At 33.0% G+C, this 22,645-nt stretch carries 16 protein-coding genes; 5 read left to right on the top strand and 11 right to left on the bottom strand.

Annotated features, from left to right (window positions below):
• Window position 1: 1 nt before the first annotated feature.
• The 3 genes from FLACOL7796_RS14325 (at window position 2) to FLACOL7796_RS14315 (ending at window position 2,802) form a co-directional block, all read left to right on the top strand.
• Entirely contained in the window at window positions 2–502 is a 501-nt protein-coding gene (locus tag FLACOL7796_RS14325) for a nuclear transport factor 2 family protein (protein WP_173971447.1), read from the top strand.
• Between the two features lie 180 nt (window positions 503–682).
• A complete protein-coding gene (locus FLACOL7796_RS14320; protein WP_173971446.1) occupies window positions 683–2,134 on the top strand; it encodes a serine hydrolase in 1,452 nt (483 codons plus the stop codon).
• A 227-nt stretch (window positions 2,135–2,361) separates the two neighbouring features.
• Window positions 2,362–2,802 (top strand): hypothetical protein, encoded by a 441-nt coding sequence (locus FLACOL7796_RS14315; protein ID WP_173971445.1) that lies wholly within the window; start codon window positions 2,362–2,364, stop codon window positions 2,800–2,802.
• A 272-nt stretch (window positions 2,803–3,074) separates the two neighbouring features.
• Here the strand turns inward: FLACOL7796_RS14315 and FLACOL7796_RS14310 are convergent, their stop codons facing one another.
• Entirely contained in the window at window positions 3,075–5,465 is a 2,391-nt protein-coding gene (locus FLACOL7796_RS14310) for a penicillin acylase family protein (protein WP_173971444.1), read from the bottom strand.
• A gap of 116 nt (window positions 5,466–5,581) precedes the next feature.
• Between FLACOL7796_RS14310 and FLACOL7796_RS14305 the strand changes: the two genes are divergently transcribed.
• Together FLACOL7796_RS14305 and FLACOL7796_RS14300 are read left to right on the top strand one after the other, a co-directional pair.
• Window positions 5,582–7,138 (top strand): hypothetical protein, encoded by a 1,557-nt coding sequence (locus FLACOL7796_RS14305; protein ID WP_173971443.1) that lies wholly within the window; start codon window positions 5,582–5,584, stop codon window positions 7,136–7,138.
• 420 nt (window positions 7,139–7,558) lie between these two features.
• Complete coding sequence (locus FLACOL7796_RS14300; protein WP_173971442.1) at window positions 7,559–9,370, top strand: hypothetical protein; 1,812 nt, start codon at window positions 7,559–7,561, stop codon at window positions 9,368–9,370.
• A 57-nt stretch (window positions 9,371–9,427) separates the two neighbouring features.
• Here FLACOL7796_RS14300 and FLACOL7796_RS14295 read toward each other — a convergent pair whose 3' ends face one another.
• From FLACOL7796_RS14295 to rsgA, 10 genes are all read right to left on the bottom strand, one after another.
• Window positions 9,428–9,874 carry a YMGG-like glycine zipper-containing protein gene (locus FLACOL7796_RS14295; protein WP_173971441.1) on the bottom strand — a complete coding sequence of 149 codons (447 nt, stop codon included), beginning with the start codon at window positions 9,872–9,874 and terminating at the stop codon, window positions 9,428–9,430.
• Window positions 9,875–10,279: 405 nt separating this feature from the next.
• Window positions 10,280–11,557, bottom strand: coding sequence for a kynureninase (gene kynU, locus FLACOL7796_RS14290; RefSeq protein WP_173971440.1), 1,278 nt, complete (start codon window positions 11,555–11,557; stop codon window positions 10,280–10,282).
• A 311-nt stretch (window positions 11,558–11,868) separates the two neighbouring features.
• Window positions 11,869–12,918 (bottom strand): tRNA preQ1(34) S-adenosylmethionine ribosyltransferase-isomerase QueA, encoded by a 1,050-nt coding sequence (queA, locus tag FLACOL7796_RS14285; RefSeq protein ID WP_173971439.1) that lies wholly within the window; start codon window positions 12,916–12,918, stop codon window positions 11,869–11,871.
• Window positions 12,919–13,256: 338 nt separating this feature from the next.
• Window positions 13,257–14,480: a 3-phosphoshikimate 1-carboxyvinyltransferase gene (aroA, locus tag FLACOL7796_RS14280; RefSeq protein ID WP_173971438.1), complete on the bottom strand. Its 1,224-nt coding sequence runs from the start codon at window positions 14,478–14,480 to the stop codon at window positions 13,257–13,259.
• Between the two features lie 132 nt (window positions 14,481–14,612).
• A complete protein-coding gene (locus FLACOL7796_RS14275; protein ID WP_012022600.1) occupies window positions 14,613–14,939 on the bottom strand; it encodes a nucleotide pyrophosphohydrolase in 327 nt (108 codons plus the stop codon).
• Window positions 14,940–15,089: 150 nt separating this feature from the next.
• Window positions 15,090–17,012 carry a DUF3857 domain-containing protein gene (locus tag FLACOL7796_RS14270; protein WP_173971437.1) on the bottom strand — a complete coding sequence of 641 codons (1,923 nt, stop codon included), beginning with the start codon at window positions 17,010–17,012 and terminating at the stop codon, window positions 15,090–15,092.
• Window position 17,013: 1 nt separating this feature from the next.
• Window positions 17,014–19,035 (bottom strand): transglutaminase domain-containing protein, encoded by a 2,022-nt coding sequence (locus FLACOL7796_RS14265; protein ID WP_173971436.1) that lies wholly within the window; start codon window positions 19,033–19,035, stop codon window positions 17,014–17,016.
• 17 nt (window positions 19,036–19,052) lie between these two features.
• On the bottom strand, window positions 19,053–20,960 hold the full coding sequence (locus FLACOL7796_RS14260) for a DUF3857 domain-containing protein (protein ID WP_173971435.1): 1,908 nt from the start codon (window positions 20,958–20,960) through the stop codon (window positions 19,053–19,055).
• A gap of 64 nt (window positions 20,961–21,024) precedes the next feature.
• Window positions 21,025–21,477, bottom strand: a complete 453-nt coding sequence (gene dtd / locus FLACOL7796_RS14255; protein WP_173971434.1) for a D-aminoacyl-tRNA deacylase — start codon at window positions 21,475–21,477, stop codon at window positions 21,025–21,027.
• 153 nt (window positions 21,478–21,630) lie between these two features.
• Window positions 21,631–22,608 (bottom strand): ribosome small subunit-dependent GTPase A, encoded by a 978-nt coding sequence (gene rsgA / locus FLACOL7796_RS14250; RefSeq protein ID WP_173971433.1) that lies wholly within the window; start codon window positions 22,606–22,608, stop codon window positions 21,631–21,633.
• Between the last annotated feature and the right edge of the window lie 37 nt (window positions 22,609–22,645).

Here is a 22,645-nt window from a genome sequence, read left to right as displayed (position 1 = left end):
AATGGCAACTAATAAAGACACAACGATCAATCCCATGGTAAATGTAATAATGCTTTTTATTCTTTTTCTAAGCAAACAAGCCGTAGCCCAGACTAATAGCGAAGTTTTAAAGACTGATGTTCTCAGAAATGAAATTCTTAAAATGGATAGTTTACTTTTTGATGTTGCTTTTAACCAATGTGATGCCTCACAGTTTAAAAAAATAATAGCCGATGATGTCGAGTTTTATGACGACCGTTTTGGTTTGAATGTTTCAAAAGAAAATGAAATAAAATCACTAGATTCAAAATGCAGCCGACCTGAAAAACTAACCCGAAAATTAAATTCTTGTATCATTGACAAATTAGGTGATTTTGGTGCTGTACAAATAGGCGATCATACTTTTTATGTGGATGGAAAACCTGAAGGAACCGGAAAATTTATTCATATCTGGGAACGAAAAGACAAGGATTGGAAATTAAAAAGAATTGTTAGTTATGAGCATAGACCTATCAAAAAGTAATTTTTGGTCTGTGCTCTAATTTTCATAATTCTGGAAAAAATGAAAAATTTTGATTTATACTGAAACCTAATACAAAAACAGTCGTCTAACCAAAAGACGTCATCGTAATCCTCTGTGATTATTAAAGTTTCAATCATCAATCAAAATCGATCATTAACCATAATTAACTCATCCATCATTATGAAAAAATCAATCAAACTAATTGTTTTTAGCGTGTTGCTTCTGTTTTTCGTCTTCAATGTTTCTTTTGCGCAAGACAAAGCAAAACAAATTGAAGAACTCATTGGCAAGTACAATCAATACGGTCAATTTAACGGCGCTGCTCTTGTAGCTGAAAACGGAAAAGTAATTCTAAAAAAAGGTTTTGGTTCTGCCAATATGGAATGGAATATTCCGAATCAGACGGACACTAAATTTAGATTAGGATCTATTAGCAAACAATTTACGGCTTTCCTGATTGTAAAATTAGCCGAAGAAGGCAAAATAAAATTAGATGTTCCTATTACCACTTATTTGCCCGATTACCCAAAGGCAACAGGCGATAAAATAACCATACATCATTTGCTTACACATACTTCGGGTATTCCAAATTATACTTCGCTTCCTAATTTCTTTAAAGACCAAAGCAGAAATCCTTATACTCCTGAAGAATTCGTAAAAACATTCTCGAATTTACCTCTTGAATTTACGCCTGGCGAGAAATTCAATTACAGTAATTCAGGATATTTTTTACTAGGGTATATTATCGAAAAAGTTTCTGGAAAATCATATGAGCAATATTTACAGGAAACTATTCTTGATCCGCTAAAGATGGTGAACTCAGGTTACGACCATGGCGAAGTGATTTTAAAAAACAGAGCAGCAGGTTACGAAAAAAGAGGTAAAAAAATCAGAAATGCTCCTTATCTCGATATGAGTATTCCGTATGCTGCGGGTTCTTTATATTCAACTGTAGAAGATTTATATTTATGGGATCAGGCACTTTATACGAATAAATTGCTTTCGTCGAAATCTATGGAATCTTTATTTACTCCATATATCAAAGCCGGAAAAGGATCTTATGGTTACGGGTGGTTTATTGAAGAAGCTGACGGAGCAACAGGCAAAGTAAAAGTAATAGAACACGGAGGCGGAATAAATGGTTTTAATACTATAATTTACCGAATTCCGGGAGATAAAAATCTCATCGTTTTGCTCAATAATACGGGCGGAACGGTACTAAATGAAATCAGCCAGTCTATTCGTGCAATATTATACAATCAGTCTTTTAAAGCGCCTAAAATGTCGCTAGCATTTGAATTACTGGATGCATTCTCAGATCAAGGAGTTACGAGCGGTTTAAATACATATAACAAACTTAAGAACGATCCTGTTTATGCTATTGCTGAAGGAGAAATGAATCGGGTTGGATATGAATTACTTCAAAACGGAAAAACAAAAGAGGCTATAGAAGTTTTCAGAATAAATGCCGAAACATATCCAAAATCAGGCAATGCCTATGATAGTTTGGGCGAAGCTTATTTAAAAGACGGAAACAAAAAACTAGCCATTGCAAACTATCAAAAATCTATAGAACTTGATCCAAAAAATGAAGATGGCAAAAAAGCATTAGAAGGACTTTTGAAAAAATAATACTCAAAAAAGACGAACGCTCAATAGCGGTAATCTTTCTCTTACCAACTCTAATAATTCTGGTTTTAAGCCAAAATTATTAGAGTTTTTTTATTTTAAAAGTGTATTTCCGATTCCATATTTAGCATAAAAAAACTATTTTAGCGCTGCCCGAAAAAACAATTTCAAAAACCCAAATCAACCTGATTTACAGCTTTTACAAGCTGTAACCATTATTTATTTAACCTATGAAAAAATTAAAGACGCAACTTTTAGTATCATTACTATGCCTGTTTATTCCAATCATTGGTAATTCTCAAACAGCTGCCAAAACAGTTCCAATGCCCACTCAGCAAAACAAAATTATAATTGATAAGATTGTAGAAGCTGCACATTACAAAAACTATGTTATTGATTTTTGCTTAGAAACCATAAACGAAGCTGCCCTTAAAGAAAAATGGAACGATCAGAAAACTGTCGAAATCAGCCAAACAATCAATTATAAAAACTTCAGGGATGCTGTTTATAATATGTTCGCGTTTTATAACGAAATAGAATTAGAAACATTGCTAAAAACCTACAAACAAGATACCGCTTACCAAAGCTCAAATGTTATGATTACCAATGATGCTCTGGGCTATAATCTGGAGATTTTTGCAAATGATATTGTTAGGGGAAAATATAAGTAGAGGTTCTGAGGCTTTTTAGGTTCAAAGGAACAAAGGTTTCTTTTAGGCTCTGAGGTTCTAAGTTGCTAAGGCTCTAAGGTTTTTTAAAATTTTCTTGCTTACGAAATCTTTGTCAAAGTTTAAAACTTTGACAAAGATCTGAACAGTCACAGATTTACACAAAGCTTTGCGTTCTTAATGGCAAAGCCATCACAAGGCTAAAAACCTTTGCGAATCTTTGCGAAAAAACTTCGCGCCCTTTGCGGTAAAAAAACACAAACTGAAACAAAAAATTACTTCTTCACCGGCTTAAAAACCAGTTTAGTCGACGTTTTTATAATCTCGTCTTTATTCAATTTCATTTTTCTGAATTCGCCTGCATTGTACATTTCTGCCTGATCGTCGTAATGTTTACTAAAAGGATTTCCGGATTGTCCGGTTGGCAAAATACTCCAGCTATTTTCAATATCTGAAAAATCAACTACTCTTCGGGTTGATGGACCGCCTTTTGTGTAATACTTCCCTTCATTCGTAAGTCCGAAGAATTGATTGTTTATTACCTCGTTCGATCCCGGAGCGGCAAAAGGTCCCACATTAAAAAGTTTTCGCAAAGCAGCAATTTTCCCTAACGGATGCTCGTGTTCTACGGTATGAACTTTCCCCCAAGTCCAATCGGCAACCTGATCGCCCAATTGTTCCTGAAGTGCTTTTACAGATTCTTGAAATGATTTTGAAACAATATCTTTTCTGGTTTCTTTTACATTTTTAGTTTTGATATTATCCCACCAAACCGAATTTTCATTTTCAATTTGTCTGGCTATAACTTGTTTTCCTAAAGATAATCCAAGGAATAAATTAAAATTATCCTCTCCCATTTCATCTTCAAAAGTATTTTTAAGATATAAATAAATCCATTTGTTGTAAATCGTTGGAGCAACATCCTCAAGATTATTTGTGCCTTTCCATGATTTCAAAGCTGCAATTACTTCTTTTTCTTTTGCTGAAAGCGAAGCCGTATTTACATTCGAAATTAAACGCTGAACAACTCCCGGCGAAACTGGCGAAGTATTATCAAAAATCATTTTACTGATGGCTTCTTTGTCCCAATCAGACTTTGCATCCATTAAAGCTGAAATTCTTTTGGCGCGATCTTCCGGTAAATAATATCCCGGATACAAATATCCATCAATCGCTTCCGGCTGATTATTGGCGGAATATACATAACCCCATTTTGGATTTTCGGCGGAAGGATTTTTCGAAAAATCAAGATATTCTTTGATATCATCTTTACCACTGGCTCCGTCCAAAATAAAAAATGAATTCACTCCTTTGTCATGTTTGTAAAGCGTTCCCGTTGCCCACCAGGCTACATTTCCTTTTGCATCGCCATACATTACATTCAATCCCGGCGCAGCAACTAACTGAACTGCTTTCCTGAAATCGTCTTTACTTTTAGCATGTGATAGTCCGTAAACGGCATCTAAAATTTGTATAGGTTGTTGGGTATAAATCCACGACATTGCAATAGGATTTTTTCTATCCAGACGATCTAATAAATCATTCATGATTGGTCCGTGTCGGCTTGATTTAATTGTCAATACTACATCCGAAGTATCTTTTACTTTTATCGTTTTCTTTCTGGTTTCGTAAGCTGCAAAACCCGTTGGAGTTTGATATAGATTCGAATCTCCAACTTTATTCTTTTCCTGATAAAAATCGATATCATCATTTTCGAACATCGTTAATCCGTACGCATAATCACGATTGTGCGCCAATAAAGGATATGGAGTTCCGGCCAGATAACAGCCATACAATTCAAATTCCGGTGTAATTAAATGCGCCTCGTACCAGGTTGCCGGTTGCGAAAATCCAATATGCGGATCATTAGCAAAAATTACTTTTCCGTTTTTCGTTTTATTTGGTCCTGCAACCCAACTATTACTTCCCACAAAAGGCGGAATTGGCGAATTATCCAACAAAGCCGCTACTGATTTTGCAATTGTAGTATATTCTTCGATATTCTCTTTAGAACTTTTAATTTGAGTCGTATTAAATTCTCCTTCAATTCCTAAATCTTTCAAATATTCAGCACCATATCTATTGCGAATATCGGTTAGCAAAGGATCTGTTTTTTGAGCCATCGCAAAACTAAAAGACATATAACCAAAAATATTATAAACGTCTTTTATAGTAAATTTTTCTTTTTTAACGCCTACCAAAGTAAACTCAATTGGCGTTGTTCCTTCTTCTAAATACTGATTGATTCCATCTAAATACGCCAACGTCATTTTATAACTCTGACTGTTTTTATCTAATTTGGCAATGGCTTTCGCCGAAGCTTCTTCGATACCTATTCCGGAGAAAAATTTATCATTTTTGAGCGCGAGAGATCCAAAGATTTCTGATAATCTTCCCGGTGCAATACGACGAAGCAATTCCATTTGCCATAAACGTTCCTGCGCATGAACATAGCCTAAAGCCGTCATGGCATCTTTTTCAGAATTGGCATAAATATGAGGCACTCCAAAATCATCAAAATAAACCGTGGTTTCTTTGTCAAGGTTTTTCAGCTGAACTTCACCTTCATATTTGGGTTTCAGATGAAAAATATAGGCACACAAACCTATTCCAAGAACAACAATCAATACGAATAAAACCAGCAGAATTTTTTTAATTTTTCTCATATTCAAGACAGTATAAGGATAAAATGATTTGGTAATGATGTAACTTTAAGATAGAATCCTGTAAAAAACATCGCTTTTAAAACTCTAAATTTATGTATTTAAAATCAATACCATAAATGTCAATCTATAAAAAAATAGCGATCGGTGTAATTTCTTTGTTTCTTTTTGTGATTTTAGTCAATATTGGTCTCAATTATTGGATAAAAAAACAATTACCCAAAATTGTAAACGAGAAAAATAAAACGGCATACAACATTCACTACGAAAAAATCGAAGTTTCGCTTATTTCGAGAAATATCAATGCGACAACATTATTGGTAAGTCCTAAAAATCAACCAAAAGATAGTAAAAACGGACTATTTTCTAAGATTGAATCGATCACGATTAAACATTTTAATATTTGGGATTTGGCTTTTAATGATATCATTCAGGCCGAAAGCATCATCATCAATAAACCCCGCGTGATTTTATACAAAAAAGGAGAAAAACTTCTGAATAACAGCAAAAGTATAAAGAATGAAATCATCGAACCTTTTAGAAAAATTGTGGCAGTTTCGAATATTTATTTAAATGACGGAACGGTAGATGTGGTTTCATTAGATACCGACAAACCTATTTTGAGCGTTAAAAAAATCATCTTAAAACTTGAAGGTATTTTACTGACTGATGCTACGCTTAAAGAAAAAATTCCGATGCATTTTAAAAAATATGTGTTGGTCTGTGATAGTTTATATTATAAACCAAGTGCTTTTTATGCCATGAATATTGGCCAAATAAGTACGGAAAGAAGTTTCTTAAAAATTAAAAACTTTACGTATTTACCTGAATTTAGCCGAAAAGTATTTGTGAGTAAATTAGACAAAGAAAAAGACATCTATACTATCAAATTAGATTCGGCACACATCGAAAAAATGGATTGGGGTTTTAAAGACGATCGTTTTTTCTTTAAAGCAAATTCTCTTATCGCCAATCATGTTGACGCCAATATTTACCGTAATAAAATGCCAAAAGATGATTTGAGTAAAAAATATCTGTACAATCATTTATTGCGAAAAATTAAGTTTCCGCTTGAAATAGATACGATACAAATTTTAAAATCGAAACTGGTTTATGAAGAAGAAATAGATTTCTCTAAAGGTCCCGGAATTTTAAATTTCGATCGTTTTAATATGCAGGTCACGAACTTAAAAAGTGGTTTTGGTCACAAAAAAATGGCCGATGTAAAAATCAAAGTCAATTGTGTTTTCATGAAAGCATCTCCGCTTAATGTCAATTGGAGTTTTAATGTTCTGGATCTCAAAGACAGTTTTCATATTCAGGGAACGATCGCGAATTTTAATGTCGTGGCGATGGAGCGATTTACAAAACCTTATATCAATACCACATTTACAGGAAAATTTAATAAATATCATTTTAATTTTTACGGAAATGATAATACTGCAAAGGGAAATGCAACGCTTGATTATGAAGATTTAAAAGTAAAATTATTTAAGAAAAAAGATCGCGAAAAAGAAGCCAAACTTAAAACGGCTGTCGCTAACTTATTGCTTAAGAATGACTCAGGCGACGAAAGCAAAAAGGCAGATGTCGAACTCGATCGAATTCAGGAAAAGTCATTTTATAATTTTTTATGGAGAAGCATTGCACAGTCTTTCAAGAAAATTTTGATTTAGTGTGTTTTCGTCACGAATCGTTTTTTGCCACGAATTGTTTTTTTTGCCACGAATTTCACGAATTAGCACGAATTAATAATTTGCTGAAATTCGTATGAATTTTTGTCGAATTGCGAATGTGATTTACTTCGTCTATTCGCTATCGCTTGGGTCTCATTTTGAATCGAAATGACAAACTAATACGAAAATCTTATTATGAAAATGATTGCCCTAGCCCCGATAGAAGAGGAAATCCTTTTGTGGCGGTGTTCGCCACAAAAGATTGGAACGAATAGCGGGATTAGCTCCTAAAAAAAGTTATTATTATAGAGATTAAAAAATGATCAGTTTTATGAAATAAGAAAATTTAAACCTGATAATTATCAGGTTTTTTGAGCATAAATTTTCCAACATTTGCTTTTATTTTTAATTTAAAAACAAATGACAAAACCACCTTTACACACTTTTCATATTCCTGTAATGGGGCTTGCCTATACAATCGATAGCCCAATTCGAGTGGCACAATATGGAATTTCATCTGTAGTCTCGATAGCTGATGATGATTTAATTGAAAAGATGCGTAATTTTTATAGCACCAAATTCAATTTTCCTTATGAGGAAATAACTCAAAAGTTTCACGACTACAGAGCCGAAAGAATTACTTCATACCTTAATTTAGTGGACAAAATTGTAAAAGAAAAATTTGACAATTTTAAAACTGAACTTATCGAAAGCAAAACAGCTGTAGAAAATTATATTGCGATGTTACCCAACACATCAGATATTAAAAAAGGATTTCAGAATTTATTGAATGATGGAATTTCTTTTAAAGAAAACATTCAAAATTACATCGAATCTCATCTTTCTCCAGGTTTAATCGATGTAAACATCATGACCAAACTGGACAAAGATAATTTCGAAAAAAACGAACAACTTCCTATTGAATTTAATGATGCTCATGCTGCTTTAAGAGGGTTTGCCAATAGTAATCTTGAATCATCGGTTGTACTTTCTGCAGGAATGAATCCGAGATTGTTTAGTTATTTTGAAAATTTCCCGGATTTTTTTCCCAATCTTAATAATGAACTTAAGAAGAAAATCATTTTAAAAGTAAGTGACTTTAGGTCAGCAATGATTCAGGGGAATTTCTTAGCCAAAAAAGGATTATGGGTTTCTGAGTACAGAATCGAATCCGGATTGAATTGTGGCGGACATGCGTTTGCTACTGATGGTCTTTTGTTAGGACCAATTTTAGAAGAATTTAAAGAGAAAAAAGATCAACTTGTTCAATCTGCACATGAGTTGATGACAAAAGTATTACAGCAAAAACAAATTTACGCTCCAGAAAATCCTTTACCGCTAAAAATTACGGTTCAGGGTGGCGTAGGAACTGCTGAAGAACATGAATTTTTATTAGACAAATACAAAGTAGATTCTGTTGGCTGGGGATCTCCTTTTTTACTGGTTCCGGAAGCGACTTCTGTGGATAAAGCAACTCGCGAATTATTGATAGAAGCAAAAGAAGAAGATTTATACTTAAGTCATATTTCGCCGTTAGGAGTTCCGTTTAATACTTTAAGGGGTACTACAAATGAGATTTTAAAACAAAAAAGAATTGACCAAAATAAGGCCGGAAGTTCTTGCCCAAAGAAATTCCTTGCTTTAAGCAAAGAATACGATCCACACGGAATTTGTACTGCTTCGAAAAAATTTCAGGATCATAAGCTGGAAGAATTAGAAAATATAAAAGAAACAATGTCGACTCAAGCTTTCGAAAAGGCAAAATTTGCAATCACAGAGAAATCTTGTCTGTGTGTTGGTTTAGCCAATGCTTCGTACTTAGAGAATGATATTAAAATAAAAGGTCAGGCGCAAGGAGTTGTGATCTGTCCTGGGCCAAATATGGCTTATTTTGACCAAGAAGTTTCGTTGGCTGATATGTTGGGTCACATTTATGGAAATAAATCGATTTTAAGAACCGATAACAGGCCAAATTTATTTGTAAAGGAATTGAAAATGTATGTAGATTATTTCAGGAATGAGATTGAAAACATTTCAGGAGGAATTACAAATGCTCAGGTTAAAAAATGGAATACTTTTAAAGCCAATATCGTTGAAGGAATTGAATATTATCAAAATCTACTTTCGACCTCTTTGTACTTTAAGCAGGATTTAAATAAAATTAAAAATGATTTCGATTTTTATAAATCAGAATTAGCTAAAATAACAATACCAACCTTAGAATTAGCTTAAACTCAAAAACCCCGATTTAAATTTTAAATCGGGGTTTTTACTTATATAGAAATTGGTTTATTCTTTTTTCTTTTTACTGTCGATAACAGCACCTGTTCCGGTTCCTAAAGCAGCACCGGCTAAACCACCAATAATGGCACCTTCGCCTTTTTTCTTACTTACAATAGCTCCGGTTGCAGCACCTACTCCAGCACCAATTACAGCACCTTTAGCAGTAGCACTCCATCCTTTTTTCTTTTTTGTAGTCGTTGTAGTTGCAGTTCCGTCAGCTTGTTGTTGGTGTACTACCACAACTTTTTGAGATTCTACTTTTTGTTGCTCTACTTTTTGTTGTTCTTTCAGGTTGGCCATTTCTGTCTTCATTGAATCAATAACTCTTTGTTTATTAATTTCAACTTTCATCGAATCAATGCTAGCTTGTTTGGCTTTATTAATATCTTCTTTTCCTTGATTTTGACAAGAAACGATTGATAAAGCGGCGAATAAAATATATAAGGCTTTCATGATTGTAGTGTTTTTAAATTATTACACTACAAATTAAAGCATATTCGTTTTGCTGAAGTTACATGATTTAGACTAATGGTTACAGAATTTAAAGATTACGCTTAAAATTTAGACACGGATGAAACGGATTGCTAAAGCAAAACGCGGATTTAAAGCGGATTATTTTTAAGTCGATGCCTAAAAATAATCTCGCAATCCCGATAGCTATCGGGAGCAGAGACGCAAAGTTTTTCTCATTTTATGTCATTTCGACGAAAGGAGAAATCTTCGCGAGAAGCTCGACAAAGATTTGACTTTCTTTGCAGAGTTACTTACGAAGATTTCTCCTTTCGTCGAAATGACAAACAGCGCGTAGAGATTGACTTTAATTAAAAAACTTTTCTAATTTACAAGATTACTATACTTTTACTTCTCTAAAATTCCTTTTTTCAGAATTTGTCCAAAGTCGTACATATCTTCATACGAACAGTATAACGGAACTGGTGCCAAGCGAATAACATTAGGTTCACGCCAATCTGTAATAACACCGTTTTTCATTAAATAATCGAATAAACTTCTTCCTTCTCCGTGCAAAAAAACCGATAATTGAGAGGCTCTTTCTATAGGATTTGAAGGTGTAATAATTTCGAAATTACCTTTTACTTCTTTGTCTATTTCATGCAAGATAAATTCTAAGTATGAGGTGATGTGGTCTCTCTTTTTTATTAAAGCATCCATTCCAACCTCAGCAAACATTTCTACCGAAGCTAAATAAGGGGCTAAAGAAAGTACCGGTAAATTACTAATTTGCCAGCCATCGGCTCCGTGAACCGGATCGAAATTAGGTTCCATTTTAAAACGGCGTTCTTTATTATGTCCCCACCAACCTGCAAAACGGGGCAGATCCGGGTTATTGTGATGTTTTTCGTGTACAAAACAACCAGAAGCATTTCCCGGTCCTGAATTCATGTATTTATAACTGCACCATGCAGCGAAATCTACGTTCCAGTCATGAAGTTCCAGCTTGATGTTTCCTGCAGCGTGTGCTAAATCCCAACCTACTTTTGCTCCGGCTTTTTGTCCGGCTTCGGTGATGGTTTTAATATCAAAAACTTGTCCGGTATAATAATTTACTCCACCAATTAAAACTAAAGCCAGTTCATCACCAACTTCTTCAATTTTTGCCAAAACATCTTCAAGACGAATATTGTGTTCGCCTTCACGACGTTTGATTTCAACTATGGCATCTTCTGTTTTATATCCATGAAAATGTACCTGACTCTGAAACATATATTGATCTGATGGAAATGCTTTTTCTTCGCAGATAATTTTATAACGCTTGCCTTTTGGCTGATAAAAAGAAACCATCAATAAATGAAGATTTACCGTCAGGGTATTCATTACCGTAACTTCTGATGGCAAAGCGCCCACAATTTTACTTAATGGTTCTGCAAATCTTTCCTGATAATCCCACCAAGGTTTTTCGGCATAAAAATGACCTTCTACAGCAAGATCTGCCCAATCGTTCATTACTTCGTCGATATACGCTTTGGTACGTTTTGGCTGCAATCCTAAAGAATTCCCTGTAAAATAGATTACGCGTTTGTCATTTACTTTAGGAAAAAGAAACTGATCTTGATAATGATTTAATGTGTCTTGCGAATCAAGCTCTCGTGCGAATTCGCGTGTATTTTGAAAAGTCATTGTGTTTTTGTTTTGTCTGCTAAAATAACAAATTTTGTTTGTTTTGTTTCATGTTTTAAGTTTTGCGTTGATATGCTTTGGAGATTTAACCTCAAAATTCGCAACGATTCGTATGCAGGTTAAGGTTTACAAACGCTAAGTTCGCAAAGCTTTGCGTGCTTTTTCATTTGAAAAACATAAACTGCGTAAAAAACTTTAGGGAACTTTGCGTTTAAATTTCACAACTAATACCAAACTTGAAACCTGAAACTTTTTAAACATAAAAAAACCCGCCATTGCTGACAGGTTTTATATTTATTTTAAATATCTAATTAGATAATTAACATTGCATCTCCGTAAGAATAGAATTTATATTCTTCTTTGATAGCTTCTTCGTATGCTCTTTTCATTAAATCATGTCCACAGAAAGCAGAAATCATCATTAATAATGTTGATTTTGGTGTGTGGAAATTTGTAATCATACAGTTTGCAATACTAAAATCGTGAGGAGGGAAAATAAATTTATTTGTCCATCCTTCGTAAGGATTCAAAGTATTTTGTGATGAAACTGAACTTTCAATCGCACGCATAGAAGTTGTTCCAACAGCACAAATACGTTTTTTCTTTGCTTTTGCTTCGTTTACAATATCACAAGCTTCTTGTTTGATGATCAATTCTTCAGAATCCATTTTGTGCTTAGATAAATCTTCAACCTCAACCGGGTTAAAAGTTCCTAAACCAACGTGAAGTGTAACTTCAGCAAAATTGATTCCTTTAATTTCTAATTTTTTCAAAAGGTGTTTTGAGAAGTGTAATCCTGCAGTTGGCGCAGCTACAGCTCCTTCTTCTTTTGCATAAATAGTTTGGTATCTTTCAGCATCTTCAGCTGTTACTTCTCTACTGATATATTTAGGAATTGGAGTTTCTCCAAGTTCTGTCAATTTGTTTCTGAATTCTTCATAAGATCCATCGTATAAGAAACGTAAAGTTCTACCACGAGAAGTTGTATTGTCGATTACCTCAGCAACTAACGAATCGTCATCACCAAAATAAAGTTTGTTACCAATACGGATTTTTCTAGCCGGATCAACTAAAACGTCCCAAAGACGTTGCTCAGAATTTAATTCTCTTAATAAGAAAACTTCAATTCTTGCTCCTGTTTTTTCTTTGTTTCCGTACAAACGTGCAGGGAAAACTTTAGTATTGTTAAGAATCAAAACGTCTCCATCATCAAAATAATTGATAACATCTTTAAACATTTTGTGCTCTATAGTTTGTTTTTGACGATCGATTACCATTAAACGAGATTCGTCTCTGTTTTCTGCCGGGAATTCTGCTAAAAGTTCTTTCGGTAAATTAAATTGAAAATGTGATAATTTCATTTGAGAAAGTTATGAGTTATAGATTTTCGATCAGGATTATTTGAAGACCTGATTTTTAATCGTGTGCAAATATACGACTGTGAGATAGGCGTTGTCAAGTGTTTTGATGTTTATTTTCAAAAGTCGCTGATTTAGTGGTGTTTTAGTGACATAAAAAAATGGGATTTCACCATATAAGTGATATAAGTTCATTTAAATTAGGAATCTTTAAAAATTGCTGGTGTTTTTATTTGGCTAAAGCCGAACAGTTTGCGCATAAAAAAACCTCCAGTTAAAACTGGAGGCTATTCAAATTATGTTTGTTTAAATAAACCTATATCACTTATATGATTTAAAATCTACAATTCTGAAATTTGGAAGTTTAAAGCTTTTAGATCATTCCAGAAATCAGGATATGATTTCGAAACTACTTCAGCATCTTCGATAATGATAGGGACTTTTAAAGCCAAAGGCGCAAATGCCATTGCCATACGGTGATCGTTATAAGTTCCGATTTTCACATTATGATTGATGTTTTCTGAAGCTACTAAAGTCAGACTATCATTAGTAACCGAAATGTTTGCTCCTAATTTTGTCAACTCAATTCTAAGCGCCTCAAGTCTATCCGTTTCTTTAATTTTTAAAGTATGAAGACCTGTTAAATGGCAACCAATTCCTAAACCTAAACACGTTACTACAATTGTTTGCGCAATATCTGGTGTATTATTTAATTCAAAATTTACCGTTTCGTATTTAAAATTCTCTTGTTTTACCAAAGTCATTTTATTTTCCTGAAACGTAGTCTGTACTCCCAATTTCTCATAAAGTGAAACCAATTCAGAATCTCCTTGCAAACTATTTTCTTTGTAACTGCTTAAAGTGATTGAAGCTGTGTCGGCCAAAGCCACTAAACTAAAAAAGTAAGATGCTGAACTCCAATCTGATTCTACTACCATTTCTTTGGTTGCAACCTCAGCTTTTGGATAAACTTTAATCACGTTTCCTTCAAAACTGGTTTGAATATCTAAATCATTAAGCAAAGCCAAAGTCATTTTGATGTACGGAATTGAAGTAATTTCTCCTTCTAAAGTCAGTTCTAAACCATTTTCTAATTTTGAAGCGACTAATAAAAGTGCCGAAATATACTGGCTGCTTACATTTGCTGCCAAAGTAACTTTTGAAGCGGTTACTTTTTTTCCTTTAATTCTAATGGGCGGATAACCTTCTTCTTTTTCATAAGAAATCTCAACTCCCAATTGTCCTAAAGCTTCAACTAAAATTTTTATTGGACGTTCCTGCATTCTGCTTGAACCTGTCATTACAACTTCGCGACCTTCGTTTACAGCAAAATATGCGGTTAAAAAACGCATTGCAGTTCCTGCATGGTGAATATCTACAATTTCGTCATTGCCAATCAAGGCTTTTTGCATTACCTCACTATCATCAGAATTTGAAGTGTTGGCCAATGTAATATTTGGAAATAATGCTTTTAACAACAATAAACGATTGGTTTCGCTTTTTGATCCTGTTACTGCAATTTGTCCTTGTAAATTATGTTGAGTTGTCTGGAGTAGTAAATTCATTTTTTTAATGGTAAATTGAAATTATGAATTATGAATGGTTAGAAACGTAATTCGCCACGCAATTTACCACTCCCCACTCATAATTCAAAATTCAAAACTCATAATTCAAAACTTATGAGTGATATTTCACAATTATTTCAATTTATCGTTGTTTTTGTGACGATCTTTATCCCTAACCGATTTTAAGTCCATTTTTTTATCGAAAGCAGCTTGCAAATCTATTCCGGTTTGATTGGCCAGACATAAAACTACAAAAACAACATCGGCCAATTCCTCTCCCAGATCTTTGTTTTTATCACTTTCTTTCTCTGATTGTTCACCATATCTACGAGCAATAATTCTGGCAACTTCACCTACTTCTTCTGTAAGTTGTGCCATATTCGTAAGTTCATTAAAATAACGAACACCGTGTTCTTTTATCCAGGTATCGACATCAAGTTGTGCATTTTTCAAGTCCATAGTTATATTTTTTTAAGAATAATTTTTCGTTTTACTGACAATCATCTTTCGGAAAAATCTTTTAATCCATTGAGTGATCAGCTGCAAAAATACTATTGTTAATTTCTTTTAAACTACTTATTTGAATTTTGTTTCCTTTAGTGAAAAAAATTAAATCCGCTTTAAAACTATTTTTTCAGATTGTTTCGCAAGTATTATTTTGTAAAATTCCTTTAGCCCTTCGTATTTTTCTATTGGAATTATAACTTCATTCATTTGATGAACAATTGTCATTTGTATTTGATTTTCACTGAAAGCGGTACTAAATCTAAATGTTCCTGAACCATCTTCTGTACTTACAACAGCAGATTGAGGCAAATTTTCGACTGTATAATTATCAGGAATTTTTATGCTTATGGTGTATTTTTCCAGAAATGGAAATCCAAAATCTACCGGATATTCCCTTTTCTCCTGCTTGAATGGATTTTTTTCATTTAAGAAAAACAACATCGGACTGAGATATATTTGTCCTCCGATAATTTCTGAAAAATTCGAACCTGTAAATGAAAATGTTTCTGAAATAGGTAATAAAAGTTCATTTTGATTGGTTCTTTTATATTCGCTTAATTCGATCTTGTTATTCTCATTTTCAAATTTATCTAAATAGGCTTCTTCCGTTTCGTTCAAAAAGGTGTTTCTAAAATTGAAAGCATTATAATTTGAATATTGTCTTCTTACTTTTCCTTTAATTTCGCCCTTTTCAATAATTTCATAACTCATTGAAACAATATGATCTGATATTTTTTGCGGCATTAAATCAATTTCTTCTGAAGTTCCGTTCTTGCGAATTAAGCGTCCAATCCAATTTAAATCCCTCAAGGGTAAAATGTTTACTGTAGAAAAAGGATCTGTTGCATCGAGCAGAACTCTTCCGCTTGATGTTTCTACACCTGTAATTACATAGTTGAAAGCATTAGTATTCGGGAAAAAAGCAATTCCGTTAGATCGTGTACTTATTAAAACAGGATTAGCTTCCAGACCTGCAGCGCGCAACATGGCAGTCAGAATAAAGTTGACATCTGCACAATTACCACTTTTTTCTTTATAGGCTTTTCGAACGCCTTTTTCGCATCCGTATCCATAAGTATTATTCCATTTTATCTTTGATTTTACGTAATCCAGAATCACTTTTATTTTATCATCCGGATTTACTTTATCTTTTAATATCAATTTCAAATCGTCTTCAAAATAACTTTCTTTTCTTAATTCGGGTCCAAAATTTTCAAACTCATAAATTGTTTTGGCAACAGCTTCCCAATTAGAAGAAATCGTTTTATAGAGTTGCCCTGGTATGCTTATAGTTTCTAACTCATGCAAAATACCTGAACGATAATTGTTTACATTGTTTACAAAAACCTCTTCTTTTAACGCCGGCAAATCTTTAAGAATATAAGTCGTTTCCGTTGCTGGATAACCATAGGTTTTAGCAATATCAGTAGTTACTTTTGGAGTAAAAAGACCTTTTATCATTCTCTTAAATTGAAATGAATTTGGAATTGTCGTTTTAAACTCAGTATAATTAACCGGAATATCTTCCTGAAAGTTCCAATCCTGAATATACAATGATCCTGCGTAGTTTTTAATCTGATATTCTATCACCGATCCTTCTTTTACATCTGGAAATGTGATTTTTTTAATCCAATAATTGCTATTTATCTTATCCAGAAATTCTCCTTCCGGCTTTAATTTAGATTTTACAATTTTTCCGTCTATTAAATTATAGGTATATACATCAGTTATACTTATTTGATTTGCTTTTCCTGCCGGAACACCAACCTGAATTGTAGCCCAATTATAACCTTCTTTTTTATAAATTTTGATTCTCTTTTTGACAATATTTTCCTGATTGCCGTGATCTCCTATTGAAACGACTCCTTTGCTAAATAAAACAGAGGCTACCGCGGCTGAATCTTTTGGATGTATTTTTTCTTCGAGCTCTGCAATAGTTACTTTCCCTAATTCATAAGTCTGAGCTTTTATTTTAGATAATCCAAAAAACAAAAAAGTAACTATTACTAAGCTTTGAAACTTCATATTAGATTCTTTTTAAAACAATTTTTTCTGTTTGTTTTGCAATCATGTTTTTATAATATTCTTTTAACATTTCATACTTTTCAGTAGATACAATTGCCTCGTTAATCTGATGCTGAATATTAATTTGTAATCCATTGCCCGCTGGAGCGATGTTAAATTTAAAACTTCCTAAGTTGTCCTCCATATTCATAACCACTGGTTCAGGCAAAACCTCAGCAGTAAAACCTTCAGGAATTTGAAGTGTTATATTGTATTTGTCTGTAAAAGGAAATCCAAAATCAACCGGATATTCTCTTACATCCTGTTTGAAAGGATTTTTTTCGTTGGTAAAAAACAACATCGGACTTATATATATTTTACCACCTATTACTTCGCATAAATTATTTCCGGTAAAAGAATAACTTTCTATAATAGGCAATAACAAATCTTTTTCGTTTGTTCTCGAATAATCGCTGATTTCAATTTTGTTATTTTTATTTTCCAATTTTTCTAAATACTCATCTTCTTTAAGTCCGCTAACATTATCTCTTGTGATCATTGCGTTATAATCTGTGCATTGTCTTCTGGTTTTTCCTGTTATCTTCCCTTCGGCATCAATACTATAATTCATAAAAACAACATCATTTGATGATTTTTTAGGCATTAAATCTACTTCTTCAGAACTTCCATCTTTTCTAATTAGTCTACCGTACCAGTTTAAGGCTCTAAATGGCAAAACATTAGGCGTTGAAAATTTATCAGACGCATCTAATAAAACATTTCCGTTTGGAGTTTCAACCGCAGCAATAACATAATTAAAAGCTGTTCTGTTAGGGAAAATTGAAATCCCGTTAGAACGTGTACTTACTAAAACCGGATTTGCGGTTAAACCAGCATAACGCAACATAGCGGTTAGCATTAAATTAATGTCAGCGATATTTCCGGTCTTTTCTTTGTATGCTTTTTTAACACCACTATCACAGTTATAACCAAAATAGTCATTCCATTTTACGTTCTCTTTTACATGATTGAAAACGACCAATATTTTTTCTTCACTAGTATTTTTTCCTTCTAATTTCTTTTTTAAATCTTCTTCAAAATACCCTGTTTTATTTAATTCAGAACCAAAATCATCGTATTTATAAATTGTTTTAACAACTGCATCCCAATCAACAGAATATAATTTTGTCTCTGCCTGTGGAAATTTTGTCATCGATAATTCATGCTGAATACTCGACGTATAATTATCAATATTATTAACAAACGCTTCGTCTTTCATTGCCGGAAAATCTACAGCAACGTAAGTGGTTTGCGTTTCTGTATAGTTTACATTTTGTACGGAATAATCTGTTTTAACAGCTGAAAATCCTCCGCCTCCAGTTCGTTCTTTATTTTGAAACACAATAGTTTTTGATTCTTTTGCGGTAATAATTTTAGGGAAAACATATCCTTTTTGTCTGGAATTAAAAACATAATACTCCGGAATATAAGTCTTGAATTCAGAATAATTTACAGGAATACTGGTCTGGAAATCCCACTCTCTAATCACTCTATCACTAGGCGTTCTAATAATATAACTAAACTCAATAACAGAACCTTCCTTGATATTAGGCATTGTTATTTTTTTTCGTGCTCTATATTTATTTACCACCTCATCAAAAACCCCGTCACTTTTTAACTTTGTTTTTTCTATTTTACCATCTACTAAATTATAAGTCACCGCATCAGAAAAACTTACTTTTTCTTTAAAATCAGACTCATTATAATACAAAACATTCTGATTTGCCCAGTCATAGCCTTCCTTTTTATAAATCTTAATTCTGGTTTCTACTTCTGTAACAGTTAAAAAACCATTATTTACATCATATTCCAGTCTGGTTTTTCCCTTTTTATACAAAATTGCAGCGGCTGCCGATGAATCTTTGGGATGTACTTTTTGTTGTAATTCTGCGATGGATACTTTTCCTAATTTAAATTCCTGCCCTGTTACTTTTGATATAAATAACAAAAGAATCGACAGACTAAAAAGTTTGATAGTTTTCATTTTTGGTTGTTTCTTGGTTAGTTCTTGGTTAATATAATTTTGGCATTATCATTCTTTGACACTTGCTCCATAAAAAGGCGGTATTCATCATATTCTTTGTTAGAATATTTGCCTTTATTTAAAAACATAGTGCGCTTATAAATCAGTTTATTATTTTCTTTTTTGATGATTTCAGTTTTATATTCTCCAAACTTTCCTTTTAAATCGAAATTTGAAGGCAAAAATTCTATCGTAAAACCTGTTGGTAAATTAATTTCGATTTCATCTGAATCTAAATAACCTCGCTGAATTTCAAATGGATTTTTTCTATTTCGGATTCTTTTGACATTCCCGGAACTTTGATTGAAAGCATCTACCGTAAAAATCATTTTATTACCCGAAATCGCCGCATAGTTTATGGCGCTTATTTGTACATCTTCAGTAAATTGAATGTTTTCTTTATTATTTGTGAAAGTTATTTTACCTAATTTCAAGTTATTGATATTACTCCAATAGTCTTTATAATGAGATTCCTTTTCAGTTGGCTGCATCGTTTCTATTCTGGTTTTAGAACTATACTGCGAACCTTCTGAAGTAATGATAACTGAACCTGAAAAATGACCATTTTCATCTATAGTATAACTTCCTTTGTCTTTTTGAGTATTTCCAACATCTTCATATATTTTGGTTCTCACTATTTCACCACCTTCAGGTTTAATAATCAAAACATCACGATCATCTGTAAAAGTTCCCTGATATCCAAAAGGATCGTCCTGGCTTGTACATTCTAACCAGGTGTAATGATTTCCGTGCGGAATTGCCAAAATCATATGATTTCCCTGCATCGAAACAAAATCAGATTGAATATCTGATTTATAACGATTTCCATATAAAATAGTATTGTAAGACGGAACATCTACAACTTCTAAAAGCGCTCTTGTATAATTAGACAATGCCTTACAATCTCCATAACCTAAACGATCTACATCACTCGCAAGCATTGGTTTCCAACCACCAATACCTACAGCAATATTTACATATCTGGATTTCTTTTGCACGTAATCGTAAATGATTTTTGCTTTTTTTATAGGATCTTTTTCATCACCAACTAATGCCTTTATTTTTGCCTTAGTTTCTTCCGGCAATGTGGTAGTTCCCGTTAAAATTTTTTCTCCATACCATTTGCCAAATGCTTCCCATGTTGTAGCATTACCATCCACGCCTTCTAAATGAAATTTCTCTAATCCCATCATTACTTTCGGAAATAAATCATCGGTAGACGGACTATAATCTTCTACTTTTCTGGCTAAAATGTTTAGGGCAACATAACTTAGTTTTGTATCGGTATCGATAGTTTTCTTTATATTAAAACCTGAAAAAGCAAACTCCTTCTTTTTGAAACCAAGATCATTTGGAAAAGAAACATTTAAGACGCATTTCTCTACACTCAGATTATAATCGCTTAAAAAATACCATCTTGGTATGAAAGCTGTGTTTGAAGTCTCACTTTCGCTGGTGTACACAACCGTAAAAGGATATGAAATTGGGGTGTAATCTAAATAAAGTATACGGTTATCAGAGAAAAGAGTACTACCGCTTACTGCACTTTGATCTTTAAAATCTTTTCGTTTTATCTTTTTGATTTCCTTACCTGAAATATCATATATAATTGCTTCGATATTTTTTACTCCGCCTGATTTATCATAGTGTTGATAAGCGCCAATATCGCTAAGACCATTTTCATTTAAAACGGTTACTACTCGTTGCGTTTTGATATTCATACTTCTTTGCGAAAGAATTGTAATATCCATTTGATCTAAACGAACAACGGCACTGGCATTCTCTTTAAGGCTATCTGAAATAGAGGCGAAAGTATATTCGACTTTTTGAGCAGAAGAAATATTGATAAATAAGAAAAAAAATAACCCGAAAAAAGTAGATTTCATTAGTAAGTAATTTCGTCAAATATATATTATTTTTAGAAATTTTTAACACTCGTCTAATGATTTTTTAATCTTTGTTTTTGCTGTCAATTAAAATCGTTACAGGCCCGTCATTCAGGAGACTAACTTTCATATCTGCACCAAAAATTCCGGTTTGTACTTTCTTATTGAATTCTTTTTCTAAGGACTGAACAAAATTCTCATACATTGGAATTGCAAAGTCAGGTTTTGCTGCTTTTACGTAAGATGGGCGGTTTCCTTTTTTTGTAGAAGCATGAAGTGTAAATTGACTTACTACAATAATATCTCCGTCGATATCCTGAACAGAACAATTCATGACGTCATTCTCGTCGCCAAAAATTCTCATTTTAACGATTTTACCCACTAACCAATCAATATCATCCTGAGTGTCTGCTTCTTCAATCCCAACTAAAACCAATAAACCTTTCTGAATATCAGCTACTTTTTTTTCATCAACTGTAACTGATGCTTCTGAAACTCTTTGAATTACTATTTTCATTATAATAGAAGATATTTTGGTTTTGCCACAGATTATACGAATTAAATAGATTTTAAACTCTAACGCTAGATGCACTGCAGTGTATCTCTACTATCAAACTCTGTCAATAATTTTTGATTTGGAATTTGGAATTTTAAGAAATTGGAATTTATTTTATTTCCTCAATTCGTCACTAGCTTTTCGATCTTCATCATAAGAATCTGTACGATAGTTTTCGTCGTCGCCTTCTAAGATTTTTAAGTAACTATTATAACGTGACCAGGCGATCTCATCTCTTTCTAAAGCGGCTTTAATAGCGCAATGTGGTTCTTCTTTATGTAGACAATTGTTAAACTTACACTGATCTTTTAATTTGAAAAACTCAGGAAAATAACCGCTGATTTCTTCTTTTTCCATATCAACGATTCCGAAACCTTTGATTCCAGGTGTATCTATGATTTTTGCATTAAAAGACAAATCATACATTTCAGCAAAAGTAGTGGTATGCTGACCTTGTTTACTGGCTTCAGAAATGGTTTTGGTTTTAAGATGTAAAGACGGTTCCATTGCATTTACCAAAGTCGATTTTCCAACTCCTGAATGTCCTGAGAACATACTTACTTTGCCAATCATCATTTCTTTTAATTCCTCAACACCTTTCATTTCTGTAGACGAAACGCGAAGACATTTATAGCCAATTTGCTGATATACATATTGCATGTATAATTGGTCTTCGAGCGTTGGCTCATCAAAAGTATCTATTTTATTAAAAACCAAGATTGTTTCAATATTATAGGCTTCGGCAGTTACCAGAAAACGGTCAATAAAGTTGAAGGTTGTTGGTGGATTATTAATTGTAATCAATAAAAATACACGATCAATATTCGACGCAATAATATGCATTTGATGCGATAAATTAACCGATTTACGAACGATGTAATTCTTTCTTTCGTGAATATTAAAAATCGTTCCGGTTAAAGCATCTGAAGTTTCTTCGAGTTCATAATCGACAATATCGCCTACAGCAATAGGATTGGTACTTTTAATACCTTTCATCCTAAACTTCCCTTTCATACGGCATTCTATAAAATCGCCTGTTTCTGATTTTACAGTATACCAACTTCCTGTAGATTTATATACGAGTCCTGTCATTCAAATTTTAGATTGCTTATTTTAGATTTTAGATTAT

The sequence above is a fragment of the Flavobacterium bizetiae genome, from assembly GCF_902804475.1.
Lineage (GTDB): Bacteria > Bacteroidota > Bacteroidia > Flavobacteriales > Flavobacteriaceae > Flavobacterium > Flavobacterium bizetiae.
This window is presented reverse-complemented; position numbering and strand designations above follow the sequence as displayed.